At 37.3% G+C, this 20,891-nt stretch carries 24 protein-coding genes and 2 tRNA genes (1 of these 26 running past the window's edge); 9 read left to right on the top strand and 17 right to left on the bottom strand.

What is annotated here, in order from left to right; translation table 11 throughout:
* Positions 1-52: 52 nt before the first annotated feature.
* A complete protein-coding gene (gene rnhA, locus HMPREF9096_RS03080; RefSeq protein WP_032803511.1) occupies positions 53-517 on the top strand; it encodes a ribonuclease HI in 465 nt (154 codons plus the stop codon).
* Between the two features lie 263 nt (positions 518-780).
* A complete protein-coding gene (locus HMPREF9096_RS03085; RefSeq protein ID WP_009766734.1) occupies positions 781-1,899 on the top strand; it encodes a porin in 1,119 nt (372 codons plus the stop codon).
* A 353-nt stretch (positions 1,900-2,252) separates the two neighbouring features.
* Here the strand turns inward: HMPREF9096_RS03085 and HMPREF9096_RS03090 are convergent, their stop codons facing one another.
* From HMPREF9096_RS03090 to HMPREF9096_RS03105, 4 genes are read right to left on the bottom strand one after another with little or no spacing between them, the layout of a single operon-like run.
* Positions 2,253-3,068, bottom strand: coding sequence for a metal ABC transporter permease (locus HMPREF9096_RS03090; RefSeq protein ID WP_009766733.1), 816 nt, complete (start codon positions 3,066-3,068; stop codon positions 2,253-2,255).
* On the bottom strand, positions 3,061-3,909 hold the full coding sequence (locus HMPREF9096_RS03095) for a metal ABC transporter permease (protein ID WP_005645260.1): 849 nt from the start codon (positions 3,907-3,909) through the stop codon (positions 3,061-3,063). Before HMPREF9096_RS03095 ends, HMPREF9096_RS03090 begins: the two co-directional genes overlap by 8 nt.
* A 3-nt stretch (positions 3,910-3,912) precedes the next feature.
* Entirely contained in the window at positions 3,913-4,833 is a 921-nt protein-coding gene (locus HMPREF9096_RS03100; RefSeq protein ID WP_009766732.1) for an ATP-binding cassette domain-containing protein, read from the bottom strand.
* The gene (locus tag HMPREF9096_RS03105) at positions 4,833-5,693 is read right to left on the bottom strand and encodes a metal ABC transporter substrate-binding protein (RefSeq protein ID WP_253269213.1); all 861 of its coding nucleotides are present in this window, start codon (positions 5,691-5,693) and stop codon (positions 4,833-4,835) included. Before HMPREF9096_RS03105 ends, HMPREF9096_RS03100 begins: the two co-directional genes overlap by 1 nt.
* A 376-nt stretch (positions 5,694-6,069) precedes the next feature.
* Here HMPREF9096_RS03105 and HMPREF9096_RS03110 point away from each other — a divergent pair, with 376 nt between their 5' ends.
* Positions 6,070-6,537 carry a hypothetical protein gene (locus HMPREF9096_RS03110; protein ID WP_009766730.1) on the top strand — a complete coding sequence of 156 codons (468 nt, stop codon included), beginning with the start codon at positions 6,070-6,072 and terminating at the stop codon, positions 6,535-6,537.
* A gap of 83 nt (positions 6,538-6,620) precedes the next feature.
* On the opposite strand, the gene HMPREF9096_RS03115 is transcribed toward HMPREF9096_RS03110, so the two are convergent.
* Positions 6,621-7,499, bottom strand: a complete 879-nt coding sequence (locus tag HMPREF9096_RS03115) for a D-alanyl-D-alanine carboxypeptidase family protein (protein ID WP_009766729.1) — start codon at positions 7,497-7,499, stop codon at positions 6,621-6,623.
* Between the two features lie 246 nt (positions 7,500-7,745).
* Between HMPREF9096_RS03115 and HMPREF9096_RS03120 the strand changes: the two genes are divergently transcribed.
* The 6 genes from HMPREF9096_RS03120 (at position 7,746) to HMPREF9096_RS03145 (ending at position 13,553) form a co-directional block, all read left to right on the top strand.
* Entirely contained in the window at positions 7,746-8,897 is a 1,152-nt protein-coding gene (locus HMPREF9096_RS03120; protein WP_005630119.1) for a bifunctional tRNA (adenosine(37)-C2)-methyltransferase TrmG/ribosomal RNA large subunit methyltransferase RlmN, read from the top strand.
* Positions 8,898-8,997: 100 nt separating this feature from the next.
* On the top strand, positions 8,998-9,540 hold the full coding sequence (pilW, locus tag HMPREF9096_RS03125; RefSeq protein WP_009766727.1) for a type IV pilus biogenesis/stability protein PilW: 543 nt from the start codon (positions 8,998-9,000) through the stop codon (positions 9,538-9,540).
* Positions 9,541-9,610: 70 nt separating this feature from the next.
* On the top strand, positions 9,611-10,522 hold the full coding sequence (locus HMPREF9096_RS03130; RefSeq protein ID WP_009766726.1) for a RodZ family helix-turn-helix domain-containing protein: 912 nt from the start codon (positions 9,611-9,613) through the stop codon (positions 10,520-10,522).
* A gap of 11 nt (positions 10,523-10,533) precedes the next feature.
* Positions 10,534-11,640 (top strand): flavodoxin-dependent (E)-4-hydroxy-3-methylbut-2-enyl-diphosphate synthase, encoded by a 1,107-nt coding sequence (ispG, locus tag HMPREF9096_RS03135; RefSeq protein ID WP_009766725.1) that lies wholly within the window; start codon positions 10,534-10,536, stop codon positions 11,638-11,640.
* A gap of 9 nt (positions 11,641-11,649) precedes the next feature.
* Positions 11,650-12,921, top strand: coding sequence for a histidine--tRNA ligase (gene hisS, locus HMPREF9096_RS03140; protein WP_009766724.1), 1,272 nt, complete (start codon positions 11,650-11,652; stop codon positions 12,919-12,921).
* Positions 12,922-12,938: 17 nt separating this feature from the next.
* A complete protein-coding gene (locus HMPREF9096_RS03145) occupies positions 12,939-13,553 on the top strand; it encodes a YfgM family protein (protein ID WP_009766723.1) in 615 nt (204 codons plus the stop codon).
* Between the two features lie 50 nt (positions 13,554-13,603).
* Here HMPREF9096_RS03145 and iscX read toward each other — a convergent pair whose 3' ends face one another.
* From iscX to HMPREF9096_RS0108805, 12 genes are all read right to left on the bottom strand, one after another.
* A complete protein-coding gene (gene iscX, locus HMPREF9096_RS03150) occupies positions 13,604-13,798 on the bottom strand; it encodes a Fe-S cluster assembly protein IscX (protein WP_005630102.1) in 195 nt (64 codons plus the stop codon).
* Positions 13,798-14,139, bottom strand: coding sequence for an ISC system 2Fe-2S type ferredoxin (gene fdx, locus HMPREF9096_RS03155; RefSeq protein WP_005629440.1), 342 nt, complete (start codon positions 14,137-14,139; stop codon positions 13,798-13,800). Before fdx ends, iscX begins: the two co-directional genes overlap by 1 nt.
* 40 nt (positions 14,140-14,179) lie before the next feature.
* On the bottom strand, positions 14,180-16,039 hold the full coding sequence (gene hscA, locus HMPREF9096_RS03160; protein WP_009766721.1) for a Fe-S protein assembly chaperone HscA: 1,860 nt from the start codon (positions 16,037-16,039) through the stop codon (positions 14,180-14,182).
* An 18-nt stretch (positions 16,040-16,057) separates the two neighbouring features.
* Positions 16,058-16,744 carry a DUF2625 domain-containing protein gene (locus HMPREF9096_RS03165; RefSeq protein ID WP_009766720.1) on the bottom strand — a complete coding sequence of 229 codons (687 nt, stop codon included), beginning with the start codon at positions 16,742-16,744 and terminating at the stop codon, positions 16,058-16,060.
* Between the two features lie 30 nt (positions 16,745-16,774).
* Positions 16,775-17,296 (bottom strand): Fe-S protein assembly co-chaperone HscB, encoded by a 522-nt coding sequence (gene hscB / locus HMPREF9096_RS03170; protein ID WP_009766719.1) that lies wholly within the window; start codon positions 17,294-17,296, stop codon positions 16,775-16,777.
* Between the two features lie 12 nt (positions 17,297-17,308).
* Complete coding sequence (iscA, locus tag HMPREF9096_RS03175; protein ID WP_005626961.1) at positions 17,309-17,632, bottom strand: iron-sulfur cluster assembly protein IscA; 324 nt, start codon at positions 17,630-17,632, stop codon at positions 17,309-17,311.
* Positions 17,633-17,685: 53 nt separating this feature from the next.
* Positions 17,686-18,069: a Fe-S cluster assembly scaffold IscU gene (iscU, locus tag HMPREF9096_RS03180; RefSeq protein ID WP_005626962.1), complete on the bottom strand. Its 384-nt coding sequence runs from the start codon at positions 18,067-18,069 to the stop codon at positions 17,686-17,688.
* A 57-nt stretch (positions 18,070-18,126) separates the two neighbouring features.
* A complete protein-coding gene (locus HMPREF9096_RS03185; RefSeq protein WP_005634106.1) occupies positions 18,127-19,341 on the bottom strand; it encodes an IscS subfamily cysteine desulfurase in 1,215 nt (404 codons plus the stop codon).
* Positions 19,342-19,411: 70 nt separating this feature from the next.
* Complete coding sequence (gene iscR / locus HMPREF9096_RS03190; RefSeq protein ID WP_005630093.1) at positions 19,412-19,867, bottom strand: Fe-S cluster assembly transcriptional regulator IscR; 456 nt, start codon at positions 19,865-19,867, stop codon at positions 19,412-19,414.
* A 56-nt stretch (positions 19,868-19,923) separates the two neighbouring features.
* Complete coding sequence (gene trmJ / locus HMPREF9096_RS03195; RefSeq protein WP_009766718.1) at positions 19,924-20,643, bottom strand: tRNA (cytosine(32)/uridine(32)-2'-O)-methyltransferase TrmJ; 720 nt, start codon at positions 20,641-20,643, stop codon at positions 19,924-19,926.
* Between the two features lie 117 nt (positions 20,644-20,760).
* Positions 20,761-20,836 (bottom strand) — tRNA-Lys (locus HMPREF9096_RS03200).
* A 23-nt stretch (positions 20,837-20,859) separates the two neighbouring features.
* Positions 20,860-20,891, bottom strand: a tRNA-OTHER gene (locus HMPREF9096_RS0108805) (it continues 40 nt past the right edge of the window).

Raw genomic sequence — 20,891 nt, 5'->3', positions numbered from 1 at the left:
CCTATCTCTTTCCATTAAAATACTTGCCATTCTATACAATAATCTTTTTGTTATGCAAAAACAGATTAAAATTTTTACTGATGGCTCTTGCTTAGGTAACCCTGGAACAGGGGGAATTGGTGCCGTATTGCGTTATAAACAGCATGAAAAAATGCTCTCCAAAGGCTATTTAAAAACCACCAATAATCGAATGGAATTACGCGCAGTAGTCGAAGCATTAAATACCTTAAAAGAACCTTGCTTGATCACGCTTTATAGTGATAGCCAATATATGAAAAATGGCATAACAAAATGGATCTTTAACTGGAAAAAAAATAATTGGAAAGCAAGTTCTGGAAAGCCTGTAAAAAACCAAGATTTATGGATAGCCTTAGATGAATCTATCCAACGTCATAAAATTAATTGGCAATGGGTGAAAGGTCATGCAGGACACAGAGAAAATGAAATGTGCGATGAATTAGCGAAAAAAGGGGCAGAAAACCCAACACAGGAAGATATTGGTTACATGGAAGAATAATTCTGGAAATTAGCATAGCGTTATATTTCCAGATACCTCAAAATACTTAGAGTCGATACTATAACAGAAAAAACAGAACAAAAAACAGACAAAAACGTACGAAAAGTGTGATCTCGATCAGATTTCAAGAAGATTAAAATCTTGGAGAGTTGACATCAAAATGCGAATTTGCAATGATCCACAGCGTCTATTTAGGCGGTTGGACAATCTTATATGAAAAGAGTTCAATCATAGATAGTAAACAACCATAAGGAATACAAATTATGAAAAAAACACTTGCAGCATTAATCATCGGTGCATTCGCAGCTTCAGCAGCGAACGCAGCAGTAGTTTATAATAATGAAGGAACTAAAGTTGAAGTTGATGGTTCTGTCCGTCTTATTCTTCAAAAAACTAATAAAGACGGTGCTGGCCACACTCACTCTGGTTTAAAAAATGATGGTTCTCGCTTTGGCTTTACTGTTAATCATCAGCTAAATGATGGTTACTATGCTTTAGCACGTATTGAAACTAGACTTAAGGGTGATGCTAAAGGTGACGACGGTTTTGGTAATATTACAGCTCATCGTGCCTTCGCTGGAATTGGTCATAAAGAACGTGGTCAATTGACCTTTGGTCGTCAAACAACCATCGCAGATAAACTTGTTATAGCTAATGACTATAGTTATGGCCTTATTGAGAAGAAATCCTATGTTCCAAACGAAGGAAACTCTGTTATTCGCTACGATTATAAAGGTATTGAAGGTCTAGTATTAAGTGCAAGCTATCAATTTGCAGATAAACGTGATGACGCAAATGAGGTTAAAGCTGGCACAACAGAAAGTCCATCAGTAAAAAATGGTTTCCAATTTGGTGCACTTTATGATGCCAATAACATTATTGCAAAATTTGCATATGGCCGAACAAATTACGGTAATACCGTAGCTAAAGGTACTCCAGCATCAGGAAATACCCCAGCTGTTCCAGATGTTAGCGCAGATAAACATTATAGAGATGGTATTTTAGCAAGTTTGGGATATAATTTTGATGGTTTTGTTGCTTCAATTGATGGAGGCTATGCAAAAGATACATTTAAAGTTGAAAACCAAAAACTTGCTGTAAAACGTTTCTTTGTATCTCCAGGTTTCCAATATCAAGTAACTGATCTCAGCAGTGTTTATGGTAACTATAAATACGAACAAGAAAGTATTAAAGTACTAAACAATGATGTTAAAGCTAAAACTCATGGTTTCTTATTAGGTGTTGATTATAAACTTCACAAACAAGCCGTAGTATTTTTAGAAGGTAAATACCAAAAAACTAAAGGATATCAAAATGGCAAGTCAGTTGGCGAGTCTAAAAAAGACAAAGCTATTGGCGTAGGTTTACGTGTATTCTTCTAATTAAACAATTAGAAACTATGAAGGCGAATCGAAAGGTTCGCCTTTTTGTTTGTTCTAAAATCGAATAAAGCAATCTAAAGTTTTTTAAAATATTTAAGGCCGATAGGAATTACAAAGTATGTGACGTTATTTTATAGTTATTCATTTTGATTTTTCTCTACGTTAAATCCTCACAATATCTATTCAATAAGAGATACCACAAAATTCAGCTAAAGAAGATTTTGAAAATCATGAGGAAAATAAGATAAAGAATGACTTATATAAAATAAATACCTTGTGGAAGTTAAAAGAATATTTCATCAAACAAAAACGGCACAAACCATGAGCTTGTACCGTTTTTCAAAGAAAGGAAATTATCTTGTTCTAATCTTGCTATAGGTTAATGCCACGATAAAAAACACAGCTTGTAACAGAATAATACAAGCACCAGTTGACGCATCAAAATGATAGCTCAATATTACGCCAATTAGGCTTGATGTAATGGAACTGACAATAGCAATCCATAGCATTTTATCAAAAGATTTTGTGAGCGTAAGTGCGGTAATTCCTGGCGCAATTAACATTGCCACCACCAAAATAACGCCTACCACTTGCATCGTGCTTACAATGGTTAAAGCAAGCAACATTAACAATCCATAATGTAAAATCTTTGGAGAAAGTCCTGCAACACGAGCATGACTTGGGTCAAAACAATAAAGCAAAAAATCTTTACGTTTAAAAACAATCATACAAAAAATTATCGCAGAAATAACCGCACTTTGAATGAGTTCTTGATGACTTACGCCCAATACATTACCAAACAAAATATGCGTTAAATGCTGTTCTGTTTGAATTTTGGTGAACATAACAAGACCAATAGCAAACATTCCAGAAAATACAATGCCCATTGCTGTATCTTCTTTTATACGACTGTTTTCTTTTAAATATCCCACGCCAAGGGAGCAAAAAATGCCAGAGAAAAATGCGCCAATCGCTAAAGGAATTCCTGCCAAATAAGCAAGCACAATACCAGGCAATACTGCATGGGAAATCGCATCACCCATTAACGACCAACCTTTCAAGACTAAATAGCAAGAAAGCAACGCACAAATAATTGAAACAATAAATGCAGTCAACAAAGCATTTTGCATAAACTCAAATTGTAGCGGTTCTAAAAGCCAATCAAACATTTTCTACCGCCTTTTTATTGCGAGTGAGTAAACCATACTTTGGTGAAAATAAGAAAGCTGCCAAAAACAATATGGTTTGCAATGTGACAATCACACCGCCAGTAGCACCATCTAAATAATAGCTAATATAGACCCCAACAAAACTTGTCACTGCCCCTAAAATAATAGCGATGATAGACAAGGTTTTGAATTTATCTGTGAGTAAATATGCTGTCGCACCTGGGGTAACGACCATCGCAATCACTAAAATCGCGCCGACAGTTTGCAAGGCAGCAACCACACAAGCACTCAATAATGTGAAAAATAAAATTTTATAAAATAATGGAGAAAGACCGACTGTAATCGCTTGTGTTTCATCAAAAAAAATCAGCAGTAAATCCTTCCAAAATAATAAAAGCAATACTAAACAAACACCGATGATAATTGCCACTTGATAAATATCTTCATCAGCAATACCTAAAATATTGCCTAAAATGATGCTTTGCACATTTACTGCGGTTGGATTTAAAGAAATGATCAATAGACCTAATGCAAAGAAAGTGCTAAAAATAAAACCGATAACGGCATCTTCTTTCAGTTTAGAAATGGATTTAATCCAAAGAATGGAAAGTGCGGCTAAAATTCCGGCAAAAAATGCACCAAGTGCATAAGGCAAAGAAAAGGCATAGGCTATCGCGACACCAGGCACAACAGAATGAGAAAGTGCATCGCCAATCAAAGACCAGCCTTTAAGCATTAAATATGAAGACAAAAAAGCACAAATCCCACCAACTGCAGTGCTCAAGATCATCGCCTTGAGCATATAATCATAGGAAAAAGGTTCGAGTAATAAATCTAACATTACCTAATCCCTCTTATTTTTGACCGCACTTTTACAAGGACAGTCTTCAAAATGGCAATCCTGTGTTGTTGGTGCAGGAGGATCTTGCTTAGTTTCGCCATAGAATACAACGGCTTTTTCATCATCCGTTAAGACAGTAACCGCACGTTTATCTTCATCATTATGTAAATTTTCGCCCAATAATTTAATATGGCGTAATACCCCACCAAACACAATTTCCAAATTATGTTGGTTAAAGGTATCTTCAGTTTTCCCTGCAGCAATCACCGTACGATTAATCATCACTACTTGATCACAGAAATCTGGGACAGAACCTAAGTTATGGGTTGAAACAAGAATAAGATGACCTTCTTCTCGAAGCTGTTGAAGAAGATCAACAATGGCATTTTCAGTTTTCACATCAACGCCAGTGAAAGGTTCATCCAATAAAATAATTGGACTTTGTTGTGCTAAAGCGCGGGCCAAAAACACGCGTTTTTTCTGTCCGCCAGATAACTCACCAATTTGACGATGCGCGAGATGCTCAATGTTCACCCGCTGCATCGCCTCTTGAACTTTTTGTTTATCAATCGCCTTGGGGATACGAAGGAAATTCATATACCCATAACGCCCCATCATCACGACATCATACACTGACACAGGAAATTGCCAGTCTACTTCTTCAGATTGTGGAACATAAGCAACCAAATTACGTTTCAGTGCTTGGGAAATTGGCAAATCACAAAGTCTGATTTCACCTTGTTGTGGCTTCACAAGCCCCATTATGCTTTTAAATAATGTGGATTTACCACTGCCATTCACACCCACTAATGCACAAATAGTTCCACTGTTTAATGAGAACGTCATATTGTGAATAGCTGTGTGGCCATTGTTGTAACGAACAGTTACATCATTAACCCAAATTGATGTCGAGAAAGAGTCCATTATTTTCCGAATCCTTTAACAATGGTTGATACAGTTACGTTAAGCAAATCAATATAAGTTGGCACAGGGCCTTTTTTCGCAGAAAGTGAATCAACATACAATACACCACCGTATTTTGCGCCACTTTCTTTTGCTACTTGTTGTGCTGGTTTTGCTGAAATTGTACTTTCACTAAACACAACAGGAATATTGTTTTTACGAACTAAATCAATCACTTTACGCACTTGTTGTGGTGTGCCTTGTTGTTCAGCATTAATTGGCCATAAATAACCTTCTTTTAAGTTGTAATCTTTCGCCAAATAACTGAAAGCACCTTCACTTGTCACAAGCCAGCGTTGAGCTTCTGGAATCTGTGCTAATTTTGCACGAAGTGGCTCATCAAGTTGTTTAATTTTTTGAGCATAGTCAGCGGCATTTTTTTCATACACTGCTGCATTTTGTGGATCGTATTTCACCAATGCATTTTTAATATTTTCAATATAAATTAATGCATTAGATGGCGACATCCACGCATGTGGGTTAGGCGCATCTTTATACGGACCTTCATAAATAGACAATGGTTGAATCCCTTCAGTCACCACTACGGCTGGTTTATCTTTAATATTTTGGAAGAAACGTTCAAACCAACGTTCCAAATTTAAGCCGTTCCATAGAATTAAATCGGCAGATTGTGCTTTCACAATGTCTTTTGGAGTAGGTTCATATTCATGAATTTCAGCACCGGGTTTGGTGATAGATTCCACTGTAGCTGCATTACCCGCCACATTTTGTGCAATATCTTGAATCACAGTAAAGGTGGTAACAACTTTGAATTTTGCATTAGCCTGCACTGCAAACAAACCAAGTGCAAGTGCGGTCATAATTTTTAATGAATTACGCATAATATGTCCTTATAAAAAAGTATTAGATTGGATGCCTGAATAATCGCTCAACAGCTCAACAATTATTCATCAATGGTAATAATACTATTTTTATTACGCCGTTTAAATGAAAATAATTATCAAACATTAAAATTATTTTGATTTTTAAAGCATAACAAAAAGTGAGATAGATTTTCCCTATGTTTTTAAGTGTTATATCATCATGATAAGCTAAATTTTCAAAATCTTTTGCGTTTATTGTTAATTTGCTTGATCCTATAAAAGCACAAACATTTTTCTATCCCTAGAATGACTTTTTCTAAAATTAAGTCTAAAATGCAACGACTATTATAAATTCATCTTTTGAGGATAATACATGAAAAAAGCATTTTGGTTAGTATTAAGTTCAGCAATAGTCTTAACTGCCTGTGATGATAAATCTAAAATGGCAGAGCAAACTAAAACAACTGAACAAACTAAAATATCGGTAGAGCAACCTGATCAACAACCAATATCGATAAACTACAAACAGATCGCACTAGAAAAATCCCAAAAAGCGATTGACACGGCTAAAGTTGCTCAAGATAAATCCATTCAAGCCAATGAAGCCGTAAAAGTAGCAATGCAAAAACAGCACGAGGCACAAGCTGTGTTAAGTCAAGGCGGTGAAGAGGCAGAAAAACTTTCTAAACAAAAAATGGACGAATCTAATGCTGCTGCAGAATTAGCGCTAAAATTATCTGAAGAATCAAAAGCCGCTTCAGCACTTTCAATTCAACTTTCTAAAGAGGCTGAAGAAGCTTCCAATAAGGCTAATCAACAAGCGCAATCTTCCGAAAAATAGGGCAAGTTTCATTCTTCTAGCCACTATTTAAATGCGAGATAAAACAGACTATTATCTCGCCTTTTTATTTATACTTATAAATACTATTTTGATAATTCTTTAATTAGCGTATTAAAGCCTTCTTCATCATATCCCTCTTCATATTGTGCCTCGCCTTCAACATCATGAATGGTTCGTCCATTCAATACCGTACAACCATATTTCTCTAATTTGCTTTTAGTAAAGCTAGAACGATATGCCGAAGAAGAATTATTGAGACTAATTACACCGATGGTAGAACTTTTACATGGGTGTTTATTGATGAAAACAAGGTTATAACCAGATTCTCGAATGTAGCCTGTCTTATTTACCACCGCATCAAAAATTTCATCACGCACTAATTTATTTGTATTTTTCATTAATACACTATGTCTTCCAGCTTGAATATTCGTAGCACTGATATTGGATAATTGTCGAATTTCAGGCTTATTTAAAGAATGTTTAGCAAGTTTAACTAAATCCATAGGACTGGAAATATTGCTACTCGATAAACCAGAACTATCATGAAAACGAGTAGAATACATGCCTAATTGGCGAGCTTTTTCATTCATTTTATGAATAAATTGTATTCTGCTCATTCCTGCAGCACGAGAAAGCGCATGAGCGGCATAGTTATCAGAATGCACAAGCATCGCCTTTAATAATTCTCTGCAGGCCATCGGAACATTCATCGGCAACTTGGTGCTTGTACCTTTAATGTAATCACGATCGTCACTGGTTATCGCAATGGTGCAATTAGGATTTGTATTATTTTCTAGAAACACGTTCGCCGTCATTAATTTCGTTACAGAAGCAATAGGCTGAACACTATCAGGCGCATGGCTTTCCAACACTCGATTATGCGTAAAATCATACACAACATAAGACTGTGTCACCGCAAAAGAAGGACACAAAGATAAAATAAATAAAGCTTTTTTAAACATTATTGGTCACCTTAGAAAATAGGCTCACATTTTACCGCACTTTTTACGCTGTAATTGGAAATATTTTCGATCTAGATCGCAAAAAAGTGCGGTGATATTTTCCATCGTTTTTCAATTCCGCTAGATTATGCGGTGACAAATCTGTACAATCGCCGTTCATTTTTTAATTGCGAATTTTTCGTTGTGAGCTTTTGATAAAAACACCAACACAACGCTATCGCCATAATGTGTAATAACGAGGCTAAAATGTCAGAATTATTGTCTGTGCAATCAGATGCACCTGCTAAAAAAATTAATCTAATGGATTTAACGCGCCAACAAATGCGCGAATTTTTTAAAGAACTCGGCGAAAAACCATTCCGAGCAGATCAGTTAGTAAAATGGATTTATCATTTTGGTGAAGATAACTTCGACAATATGACAAACATTAATAAAAAATTACGAGAAAAACTTAAAGCTGTTGCAGAAATTAAAGCCCCAGAAGTTGCCGTTGAACAACGTTCAGCCGATGGCACGATAAAATGGGCAATGCAAGTAGGTGAACAACAAGTTGAAACTGTATATATTCCAGAAGCAGATCGCGCGACTCTTTGTGTATCTTCCCAAGTCGGCTGTGCCTTAGCTTGTACATTCTGTTCAACAGCGCAACAAGGATTTAATCGCAATTTAACGGTTTCAGAAATTATCGGCCAAGTTTGGAGAGCCTCTAAAATTATTGGCAACTTTGGGGTGACTGGCATTAGACCAATTACCAATGTGGTAATGATGGGAATGGGTGAACCCTTGTTAAATGTCGCTAACGTTGTTCCTGCAATGGAAATTATGTTAGATGATTTTGCATATGGTTTATCAAAACGTCGTGTAACTTTATCAACTTCTGGGGTTGTGCCGGCATTGGATAATTTAAGCAAAATGATCGATGTGGCTTTGGCTATTTCATTACATGCGCCAAACGATGAATTACGTGATGAAATTGTGCCAATCAACAAAAAATATAATATCAAAATGTTGATTGACTCGGTAAATCGTTATTTGAGTGTATCAAATGCGAATCACGGCAAAGTCACGATTGAATATGTCATGCTCGATCATGTGAATGATGGTGTAGAACATGCTCATCAACTTGCAGAAGTATTAAAAAATACGCCTTGTAAAATTAATTTAATTCCGTGGAATCCGTTCCCAGAAGCACCTTATGCAAAAAGCTCGAATACGCGTATTGACCGCTTCCAAAAAACCTTGATGGAATATGGCTTTACCGTGATTATCCGTAAAACTCGAGGAGATGACATTGATGCAGCTTGCGGACAGCTAGCCGGAGATGTTATCGATCGTACTAAACGTACGGCAATGAAACGCCAATTTGGACAAAATATTGGGGTGACAGAAGTTAATTAATATTCTAGGCATGTGAATTAATCAAGTTCACATGCCCTATGTTTTCATACAAATTAAAGCATATTAAATATTTCTTCCTGCCCTGTTAAAAGGAGAAAAAATGCAAACAATAAGTAAACAACTAAGTGCGGTGATTTTCCCTTTCATTTTTTCTGCTTGCGTTTCTCAATCAACAATTCAAGATTTCAATCAACAATCAGCAGCGAAAGCTCGTGTAGAACTTGCCCTCGGTTACCTTCAACAAGGTAATCCTCAACTAGCCAAAATCAACTTAGATAAAGCACTTCAACACGATAAAGATTACTATCTCGTGCATTCAGCACTTGCGCATTATTATCAGCAACAAGGGGAAATCGAGAATGCACATCGTGAATATGAAATAGCGTTAAAACTCAATAATCAACAGGGAGACTTGCATAATAATTTTGGTACATTTTTATGTCGTCAAAAACAATTTGAACAAGCTCAGCAGCAATTTCAACTCGCACTGAATTCACCTAATTATTATCATCAAGCAGATACATTTGAAAATATGGCTCTTTGCGCTTATTCCTCTCAAAAAATGAATATTTATCAACAAGCATTACAAAAATTGCGACAAACTGATAGTAAACGAGCGGAAAAATTTAATACCTTCAAATAAAGCATTGCCAAATCAAGCGTTGGACTTTAAAATTTAGCCTTTATTTATCGCATATTATTTAATTGAATTTATGAATCCAACAACTGAGCAAGAACTTTCACCAGGTGAGATTTTTCGCCAAGCACGTGAAAACTTGAATCTTTCTCTCGAAGACGTCGCCAAAGAAATTTCGCTGCGTCCCTCCATATTACAACAACTTGAAAACAACGAATTTATTCAAAAATCTACCCCTGCAATCTTTGTAAAAGGCTATGTGCGTAGCTATGCCAAGTTCTTACGCTTACCTGATTCTGTATGGGAAAATATTACATTTGCAGAAAATGATAAAAACGATCTGAGTAAAAATGCTCGTTCAACTCGTGAAGTCAATCAATATTCATCGCACTCTCGTTGGGTCGGACGTTTATCTATCATTGTACTTATTTTAGTCCTTGGCATGACTGGACTTTGGTGGTGGCAAAGTTACCAACAAAATAACCAAGAACGTGATGATTTAGTACAAAGCTATGTTACCTCTACCGAAAATAATCAAGCAGCTACAGCTCTTGTGACGACAGAAGAAAGTAATAAAATTGCACCAGAAACAACAGCACCTGTCTCACAACCAGTAGAAATAACAAATAATGTATTACCAGAAATAACACAAGAAAATACCGTTCCACAAACAAAAAACGATGAAAAATCAGTTTCAGACACTCAAAGTGCGGTAGAAAATCCATCAATTTCTCCAACAGCCCCTACTGCGAAAGGAGACTTGATTGTAGAAATCTTAAATAATACGAGCTGGCTCAGCGTAAAAGATAAAAATCGCCGAGTATTAGCACAAAAAGAGTATAAAAAAGGTGAAGTATTAACTTTTAATGGCGATGAGTTTTCATTAATTGTTGGCGCACCAAGTAATGTGCGTATCACCTATAAAGGTGAAAATTATCCATTAAAAGTGGATGGTCGCATTGCAAAATTCAAACTTTCACAACCTTAATAAGGAAAAAGATGTCAGCTTTTCAACCAAGCATTAAGCGTCGTGAATCGACAAAAATTTATGTAGGAAATGTACCCGTTGGTGGTGATGCACCAATTGCCGTGCAATCAATGACAAATACTCGAACCACTGATGTGGAGGCGACAGTTGCTCAAATTAAATCATTAGAACGTGTTGGTGCAGATATCGTTCGCGTATCTGTTCCAACAATGGATGCTGCAGAAGCATTTAAACAAATTAAACAGCAAGTGAATGTTCCTCTTGTAGCAGATATTCATTTCGACTATCGTATCGCGCTAAAAGTCGCAGAATATGGAGTAGATTGTTTACGTATCAATCCAGGCAATATTGGTCGTGAAGATCGTATCCGTGCCGTTGTTGATTGTGCTCGTGACAAAAATATTCCGATTCGCATCGGCGTAAACGCAGGCTCTTTAGAAAAAGATCTGCAAGAAAAATACGGCGAGCCAACACCAGAAGCGTTATTAGAATCAGCATTACGTCATGTAGAAATTCTAGATCGTCTTAATTTCGATCAATTTAAAGTGAGTGTAAAAGCCTCCGATGTCTTCTTAGCGGTGGAAGCTTATCGTTTACTTGCCAAATCTATCAAGCAGCCATTGCACTTAGGGATTACAGAGGCGGGCGGCGCGCGTGCAGGTGCGGTTAAGTCTGCAATAGGTTTAGGTATGTTACTTGCCGAAGGTATTGGTGACACATTACGTGTATCATTGGCTGCGGATCCCGTAGAGGAAATTAAAGTAGGTTTTGATATTCTTAAATCTTTACGAATTCGCTCTCGTGGCATTAATTTTATTGCGTGCCCAACCTGCTCTCGCCAAGAATTTGATGTGATCGGTACAGTAAATGCGTTAGAACAACGCCTTGAAGATATTATTACACCAATGGATGTATCAATTATCGGTTGCGTAGTGAATGGTCCTGGAGAAGCGCTCGTATCTGATCTCGGGGTAACTGGTGGTAACAAAAAAAGCGGTTATTATCTTAGTGGCGAACGCCAAAAAGAACGCTTCGATAACGAAGATATTGTTAACCAATTAGAAGCAAAAATTCGTGCGAAAGTCGCACAACAAGATCCAAAAAACAGAATTATTTAAGGAAAGCTCGTGGCTAAAACTATTCAAGCAATTCGCGGAATGAACGATTGCTCCCCTACTGAATCTCCATTATGGCAATGGATTGAAGCGCAAGTACGCCAGGTATTAAACAATTACGGTTATTCCGAAGTGCGTATGCCAGTTGTAGAAAGCACGCCATTATTTGCGCGTGCAATCGGCGAAGTAACCGATGTTGTTTCAAAAGAAATGTACACATTTTGGGATAACGACGAACAATTAACCTTACGCCCTGAAGGCACTGCAGGTTGCGTGCGTGCCGCCATTGAACATAGTTGGATCTATAACAATGAACAACGTTTATGGTATATGGGGCCAATGTTCCGTCATGAACGTCCACAAAAAGGTCGTTACCGTCAATTCCATCAAGCAGGTGTTGAGGTATTCGGTATTGCGAATCCAGAAATCGATGCCGAATTAATCATGCTTACCTACCGTTTATGGAAAGCATTAGGTATCGATCAACATGTGACACTTCAACTTAACTCAATTGGTTCTTTAGAAGCTCGAGCAAATTATCGTTCAGCTTTGGTTGGATTCTTAGAAAATCATCAAGATTTAATGAGCGATGAAGAAAAAGACCGTTTAGAAAAAAATCCGCTTCGTATTTTGGACACCAAAAATCCAGAATTACAAAAAGTACTAGATAACGCACCAAAATTACTTGATTATCTTGATGATGAAAGCCGTGAGCATTTTGAACAATTATGTTCATTATTAGATGCAGTGGGTATTCAATATGAAATTAATCCTAAACTCGTGCGTGGCTTAGATTATTACAATAAAACTGTATTTGAATGGGTAACCTCAGCCCTTGGTGCACAAGGTACCGTGTGTGGCGGTGGTCGTTATGACGGTTTAGTGGAACAACTTGGCGGACACGCAACACCGAGCATCGGATTTGCGATGGGATTAGAGCGTTTAGTCTTGTTGGTACAAGAAGTTAATCCAAATGTTCCTGTTAAAAGTGCGGTAGATATTTATGTTGTTTATCAAGGTGAAGAGACAACATTAGCTGCTTTTGAATTAGCAGAAAAAGTGCGCTCAGAATTACCCCACCTAAATACCATGTTGCACTGCTCTGGTGGTAATTTCAAAAAACAATTTAAACGTGCAGATAAATCTGGTGCAACATTGGCATTAGTTATCGGCGAAAGCGAAGTACAAAATAAACAAGTCGTTGTTAAACATTTACAAGGTGGTGTAGATCAGCAAACCTTAGATTTAGTGAATGTAATCGACTATATTCAAACTCAATTTTAATTTAAAAGGGGAAACACATGGCTTATTCCATTGAAGAAGAACAAGAGATTAACCAGTTGAAAGACTGGTGGAAAGAGAATGGCAAAACAATTATTGTCGCTTTTATCTTAGGTGTGGGTGGTATGTTTGGATGGCGTTATTGGCAAGCTCACCAAGCAGAGCAAATCGCTCAAGCTTCTGCTCAGTATGATGCGTTAATCTATTCTGCACAACAAGATGAACAAGCTAAAAAAGCAAATATAGAACAATTTGTGCAAGCTAACAGCAAAACTGCATACGCTGTCTTTGCTTTGTTAGATGAAGCGAAAAAAGCGACTGAAAAACAAGATTTTGTAGCAGCAGAAGTAAACTTAAATCAAGCATTAACTCAATCTCAAGATGAAGTATTAACATCTATTGTTGCATTACGTCTAAGTGCGGTGCAATTTCAATTAGGTCAATTAGATAATGCGTTAACCAGCTTAAATCAAGTGAAAGGTGAAAGTTTTAATGCTCGTAAAGCGATTTTAACTGGCGATATCCAAGTCGCTAAAGGAGATAAAGTTGCGGCCAAAACCAGCTTTGAGCAAGCACAACAAAGTGGTAGCCAATTAGAACAACAAATGGCAAAAATGAAATTAAACAATCTTTAAAAAATAATACCCGCATCAAAGTGCGGGTATTTTTTCAATCAAATTTCTGATTATTCAAATTCATCCAACCATTTCAATAAAATCGCTTCAAGAATTGCTTCGTTTGACTTATTAGGATCGTCATCAAAATCTTCAAGTTCGCAAATCCATTTATGTAAATCAGTAAAACGAACGGTTTTTGGATCTAAATCTGGATTACGATCGTAAAGTTCTTCTGCAATTAATTGTGCATCAGTCCATTTCATTAGTGGGCAGCCTCATTGGCATGGTTAATGTTATATTTCGGAATTTCTACCACAAGATCTTCGTCTCCCACTACACATTGGCAAGATAAACGACTATCCATTTCTAATCCCCAAGCTTTATCCAGCATATCTTCTTCTTGATCACTAGTTTCATTTAGAGAGTCAAACCCTTCACGAATAATCACATGGCAGGTTGTACAAGCACAAGAGCCATCACAAGCATGATGGATTTCCACTCCTGCATTGTGTGCAACTTCTAATAAGTTATCACCTGCAGCCGCATCAACAACCATACCTTCGGGGCAAAATTCTTCATTAGGTAAAAAAATCACTTTTGGCATAACACTTTCCTCAAAATTATTTAATAATCTGACCGCACTTTTACGGTTTTTCAATATCTGACAAATTTTTGCCTGTCAAAGCTTTATTAATCGATGCATTCATTCGACGTGCTGCAAATTCTTGGGTAGCAATATCCAAGGCTTTAATTGCTTGCGCGATTGCATCACGATCTGAACCTTGTTTTACATCCATTAATTGTTTTAACACACTTTCAATATGATGAAACTCTTCTGTGCTCAGCAATTCAGCTCCATCAGCTTGCAACGCAACAATCACACTTTCAATCACACGATCAGCTTCTACTCGTTGCTCGGCTAATTCGCGAGCTTGTAAATCCTCTTGCGCATTATCAAAAGAAGATTTTATCATTGCGGTCACTTCTTCATCGGTTAAACCATAAGAAGGTTTAATTTGGATTGATGCCTGCACTTTCGTCGATTTTTCCATTGCAGTCACACTTAATAAACCATCTGCATCGACTTGATAAGTCACTCGAATATGAGCGGCACCCGCAGCCATTGCCGGAATACCTCGTAGAGTAAAACGCCCTAAAGAACGACAATCATCTACCAGCTCACGTTCACCTTGTACGACATGAACAGTCATTGCTGTTTGGCCATCTTTGAAAGTAGTAAACTCTTGTGCACGAGCCACAGGAATTGTTGTGTTACGTGGAATAATTTTTTCCACTAATCCCCCCATGGTCTCAATGCCTAAAGAAAGCGGCACGACATCCAGCAACAACATATCAGAATCAGTTTTATTACCAACTAAAATATCAGCTTGAATTGCGGCACCAAGTGCCACAACTTTGTCTGGATCAATGGAAGTGAGTGGTGTTTTACCAAAAAACTCACCAACCTGTTCTCGTACGTATGGCACTCGAGTTGAACCACCAACCATCACCACCGCTTGCACTTCTTCAGATTCAACGTTAGCATCTTTCAAAGCTCGGCGACAAGTTAATAGTGAACGTTTTACCAGTGAATGAATCAACTCATTAAATTGTTCTCGTGAAATTTCTACTGAAAAATTTTGCCAAGAAATCACCGCACTTTTCTCAGTACTTAAAGCAATTTTGGCTTGGCTAGCAAGCGTTATCAGTTCGCGCTGTTGATTTGGGGTTTGTGGTTTTACTTGGGTTTGTTCAACGACCCACTCTGCTATTAAATGGTCAAAATCATCACCACCTAGCGCAGTATCGCCACCCGTGGCTAGAACTTCAAAGACACCTTTTGATAAGCGTAAAATTGAAATATCAAATGTACCACCACCTAAATCATAAACTGCAATAATTCCTTCCTGCCCACTATCCAATCCATAAGCGACTGCGGCTGCAGTAGGTTCATTCAATAAACGTAGTACATTTAACCCAGCTAAACGCGCAGCATCCTTAGTACTTTGACGTTGAGCATCATCGAAATAAGCAGGAACCGTAATCACAACCCCAGAAAGCTCACCACCAAGGCGTTGTTCTGCAATGTGATTTAAGCGTGATAAAATATCTGAAGACACTTCAATTGGACTTTTAGGCCCCTGTGCCGTAACAATTAAAGGTAATCCATTTTCGCTCGCCACAAATTCATAAGGCAAACTAGGATAACGAGACTGAACATCAGCAAGACTACGACCAATTAGGCGTTTTACCGAAATTATCGTATTTTTTGGATCAAGTGAGGCTTGTTCAAAGGCTTCTAAACCAACTTTCGTCTCTTCAACGCCATAATGAACAACTGATGGTAAAAGACTACGCTCTTTTTCATCATTAAGAATCACGGATTGCCCACTACGCACGGATGCAACCAAAGAATTGGTTGTTCCCAAATCAATCCCAACGGCTAAACGATGTTGATGCGGTGCAGCAGCTTGTCCTGGTTCTGCAATTTGTAATAATGCCATATGCTATTTTTCTACTGGTTATGCGACGGAATACGCCAAATCAAATTTATTTTTTTCTGCAAAGCTTGATTGGTAATGGGTTTCAATATTGACTTCGTGTTTTTGACGTTCATCAATCGCTATTTTTCTCTCTTCGCTAAAGTCAGGCGAGAATACAAAAATTTGATTACCATCCAATTGTTTCACATCATCTTGCCAATTTTGCCAAAATAGACCTTGATAAAAAGCCTCTAAATCACCATTCAATGCCCAAGCTAAAAATTCTGTATAAGTAAAATTTAAATTATGCCAAGTAAGATCTTTTGGTGAAAAATAATAAATTTTGCCAAGGTTATCGCCTAAGGAACCACCATTTAATGCAAAGTAACCGCCTATCACATCATCAGCAACCAATAAATACTTTGGTTTTTCACCAGACTCACTAAAAGACTTACTAAAATTCCAATCCATCAATCCACGCGGTAATTTAAAACTTCCTGAACCTAAAATACGCAACCAACCATGATGAATTAAAATTCCACCTGTTTCATAAATCACAGCCCCCATTGGTGATGACGTAGGCATTTGCATGGTAAAAAGTTCACGTTCTGCACTTGATTGATCTTTTTTAATGACATAACAATGATTCCGTGCACTTTCAATCCATTGGGAAAGTATAGGCCAAGCAGAGTTTTCTGGAGATATTAGTTGTTCGAGAGTTTGCATAATATCAAGGGATATTGAGATATAGATCTATTACAGTTCAAAAAGGCGTTCTTCTACACGTTCAATTTCTTCAGAAAGCTTACTAGTAAAACGTAATTTATCACACTGTTGAGATGCTTTCGTCCATTGTTGGGATTTCAGACTATCCGAAAGTGCGGTTAATAATGACTGAGTTTCTTGTTTAATTTCTTTTACAAAAACGTTTAATGCACCTTCATCTTTCTGATGTTCAAGTTCTTCTAGTTGTTCTCGCCACTGTAACTGTTGCATTAAAAATGCCACATCTTGTGTACTTTTTTGTTCAAGATCTATCTGTTCACCAGTATTAAGCGCAATAATAGCTTCCGCTCGCAAAATTGGGTCTTTTAACGTTTTTAAGGCATCATTCACTTCGGTGGATTTTTGCATCGCAACGCGTTGTTCTAACGCACTACTTGATACAAAATTATCTGGATGTAGCGCCTTTTGTAATTCTAAATAACGTGTATTTAGCGCCTTCTCATCTAACTGAAAATCAACGGGTAAATCAAAAATTTGAAAAGGATTTAACATTAGATTATTACCTTAAACATGGAAACTTTCACCACAGCCACAAGATTCTTTTACATTTGGATTATTATATTTAAAGCCTTCATTTAAGCCTTCTTTCACATAATCCAACTCAATACCATTGAGATAAACTAAGCTTTTTGGATCGACAATAATATTCACACCGTGTTGTTCAAAAACTTGATCTTCTTCATTTAAGACATCAACAAATTCAAGCACATAAGCTAATCCAGAACAGCCTGATGTTTTCACGCCTAAACGCAAGCCAATACCTTTACCACGATTATCCAAAAAAGCTTTCACTCGTTGAGCGGCTTTTTCTGTTAATGTAATACTCATATATCCCCCAAAACCACTAAAAGTGCGGTCAAAACCGACCGCACTTTTTCATATTATTCGCCTTTTTTGGATTTGTAATCAGCAATTGCCGCTTTAATTGCATCTTCCGCTAAAATGGAACAGTGTACTTTCACTGGTGGCAATTCTAACTCTTCTGCAATTTGGCTATTTTTGATTGCGCCTGCTTCTTCTAAAGATTTACCTTTCACCCACTCGGTAATTAATGAGCTAGATGCAATAGCAGAACCACAACCATAAGTCTTGAATTTTGCATCTTCAATAATGCCGTTATCATTTACTTTAATTTGTAACTGCATTACATCTCCACAAGCTGGCGCACCCACCATGCCAGTACCAACATTGCTATCTTTTTTATCCATAGAACCCACATTACGCGGATTTTCATAATGATCGATTACTTTTTCGCTATAAGCCATTTTAACTTTCCTTTTTTAAATCCTTGAGAAACGCTATTTCATAATAGCAGTTAAATCCTAGTGAGCAGACCACTCAATTGTACTAAGGTCGATACCTTCTTTAAACATATCCCATAATGGCGATAATGCACGAAGTTTTTCCACCGCACCTTTTACTAAATTAATAGTGTAATCAATTTCTTCTTCAGTGGTGTAACGGCCAAGTGTAAAACGAATTGAACTGTGTGCCAATTCATCATTTAAACCAAGTGCGCGCAATACATAAGATGGCTCTAGGCTAGCTGATGTACAAGCCGAACCAGAAGATACAGCAATATCACGCAACGCCATCATTAAAGATTCACCTTCAACATAGTTAAAGCTAATATTTAAATTACTATCTAAACGGTGCTCCATTGAGCCATTTACGTAGGTTTCTTCAATATCTTTTAAGCCATTATATAAACGATCACGAAGAGCTTTTAAACGTGGCATTTCTGATGCCATTTCTTCTTTTGCAATTCGATAAGCCTCGCCCATTCCCACAATTTGGTGAACAGGTAATGTACCTGAACGCATTCCGCGCTCATGACCACCGCCATGAATAATCGCTTCTAAACGGATACGTGGTTTACGACGAACGTATAACGCACCAATACCTTTAGGCCCATAAAGTTTATGGCTAGACATAGATAATAAATCAACTGGCAGCTCTTCCAAGTTAATCGCAACTTTACCCACACTTTGAGTTGCATCTACGTGGAAAATCGTTTTATTTGCACGACAAAGCTCACCAATAGCTTTAATATCTTGCAATACACCAATTTCATTATTGGCATGCATAATTGAAACTAAAATAGTATCAGGACGAAGTGCGGCTTTAAATTTTTCTAAATCAATTAAACCATCAGACTCGGGTGATAAATAGGTCACTTCAAAACCTTCGCGCTCTAATTGACGACAAGTATCTAAGACGGCTTTATGCTCAGTTTTGCAAGTGATGATATGTTTACCTTTAGTTTGGTAAAAATGCGCAGCGCCTTTAATTGCAAGGTTATCTGATTCTGTCGCACCAGAAGTAAACACAATTTCACGAGAATCGGCACCAATAAGATCCGCAATTTGATTACGAGCCACATCAACCGCTTCTTCTGCTTGCCAACCAAATTTATGCGAGCGAGAAGCTGGGTTACCGAATGTACCGTCAATGGTTAAAAATTCCATCATTTTCTTCGCAACACGCTCGTCCACAGGACAAGTCGCTGCATAGTCTAAATAAATAGGTAATTTCATTTTTCACTCCTAAATCATTCTAAATTTGACCGCACTTTAATGCATTTTGCACTGTACGGACTACTTTCCTTTATTGATTAACAATTAATAAATTCTCAAAATCGCTATGAGTTTGGCGTTTTGACTCGCGTTTACTCACCAATTCAGCCAAAGTAATTTCATTGAGAAAACTTTCAATGCGATTACTCAGATCTTCCCACAATGTATGAGTTAAACATTCTACGCCATTTTGACAATTTCCACGACCAAGACATTTTGTCACATGAATATTTTCATTTACCGCTGAAATAATCATTCCCACTGAAATTTGGTCACTTGGTAAACCTAGCTGATAACCTCCACCAGGTCCACGAACACTTTTTACTAATCCATCACGACGTAATTTAGCAAAAAGTTGTTCTAAATAAGATAGCGAAATATGTTGACGTTCAGAAATATCTGCAAGGCTCACAGGACCTTTTTCTGCATTTAAAGCGATATCTAAAACCGCAGTGACTGCATAACGACCTTTCGATGTAAGTTTCATAAAGTGTTCCTAAAAAGTGATGTTGCAATATTTACATATCCTACTAAATCAGTCAATTAATCTAAATCAAGATCAATCCGTTTTTCGACCGCACTTAGCATACCATTTAAAATATTTAATTCATTTTTTTCAAGTTGAGCGCGATAATATAAACGCTTTAACTTATGCATAACACCTTGATTTTGAATGAATCCGAGTGACTGATATACACGCTCAGTATGCTCAAAAAAATAAGCGAGTTGTTCTGCAGTTGGATAGTTTTGTTCTATTAAAGAAAGTGAATTTTCCTTCTTATCTTGAGCTAAAAATGCCATACGCAATTCATAGCTTACCAACTGTACCGCCATTGCCAAATTTAAAGAAGAATAATCAGGATTAGCTGGGATATTCAAATGATAATGACATTTCAACAACTCTTCATTCGTTAATCCAATACGCTCACGACCAAACACAATAGCTATCTTGCCTTCATGCGCTACAACTTTCTCAGCACATTCTCGAGGCTCGATCAAGGTACTTTGTAAATGACGTAAACGAGCACTTGTTCCAACCACCAAAGAGCAATCATCGACGGCTTCATCAAAACTATCGACAACTCTAACATTTTTTACAATATCTTCTGCGCCAGCTGAAAGAGCATAAGATTGTTCATCAACAGATTTTGGTGAAACAAGACAAAGCTGGGCCAACCCCATTGTTTTCATTGCTCTAGCAGCAGAACCAATATTACCGCTATGCGAAGTCTCAATTAAAACAATACGAATATTTTCCAACATAATGATGCCCGACTAAAATTTAAGGGTATTCTACCACAATAACCGCTAAAAATAGTCAAGAATTTAAGCAAATTAAAGGAAATTTAAAATATTAGAGATGAATAATAAAAACAAGAATGGTGGGTTGTGAGAGGCTCGAACTCTCGACCGACGGATTAAGAGTCCGCTGCTCTACCAACTGAGCTAACAACCCAACTGGACAACTAAATCAGAGAGTGGTGGGTCGTGAAGGATTCGAACCTTCGACC

It is taken from the genome of Haemophilus sp. oral taxon 851 str. F0397, assembly GCF_000242295.1.
In the GTDB taxonomy this organism is placed as follows: Bacteria; Pseudomonadota; Gammaproteobacteria; order Enterobacterales; family Pasteurellaceae; genus Haemophilus.
The sequence above is the reverse complement of the archived record's forward strand: the minus strand, read 5'-3'. Positions and strand labels throughout refer to the sequence as shown.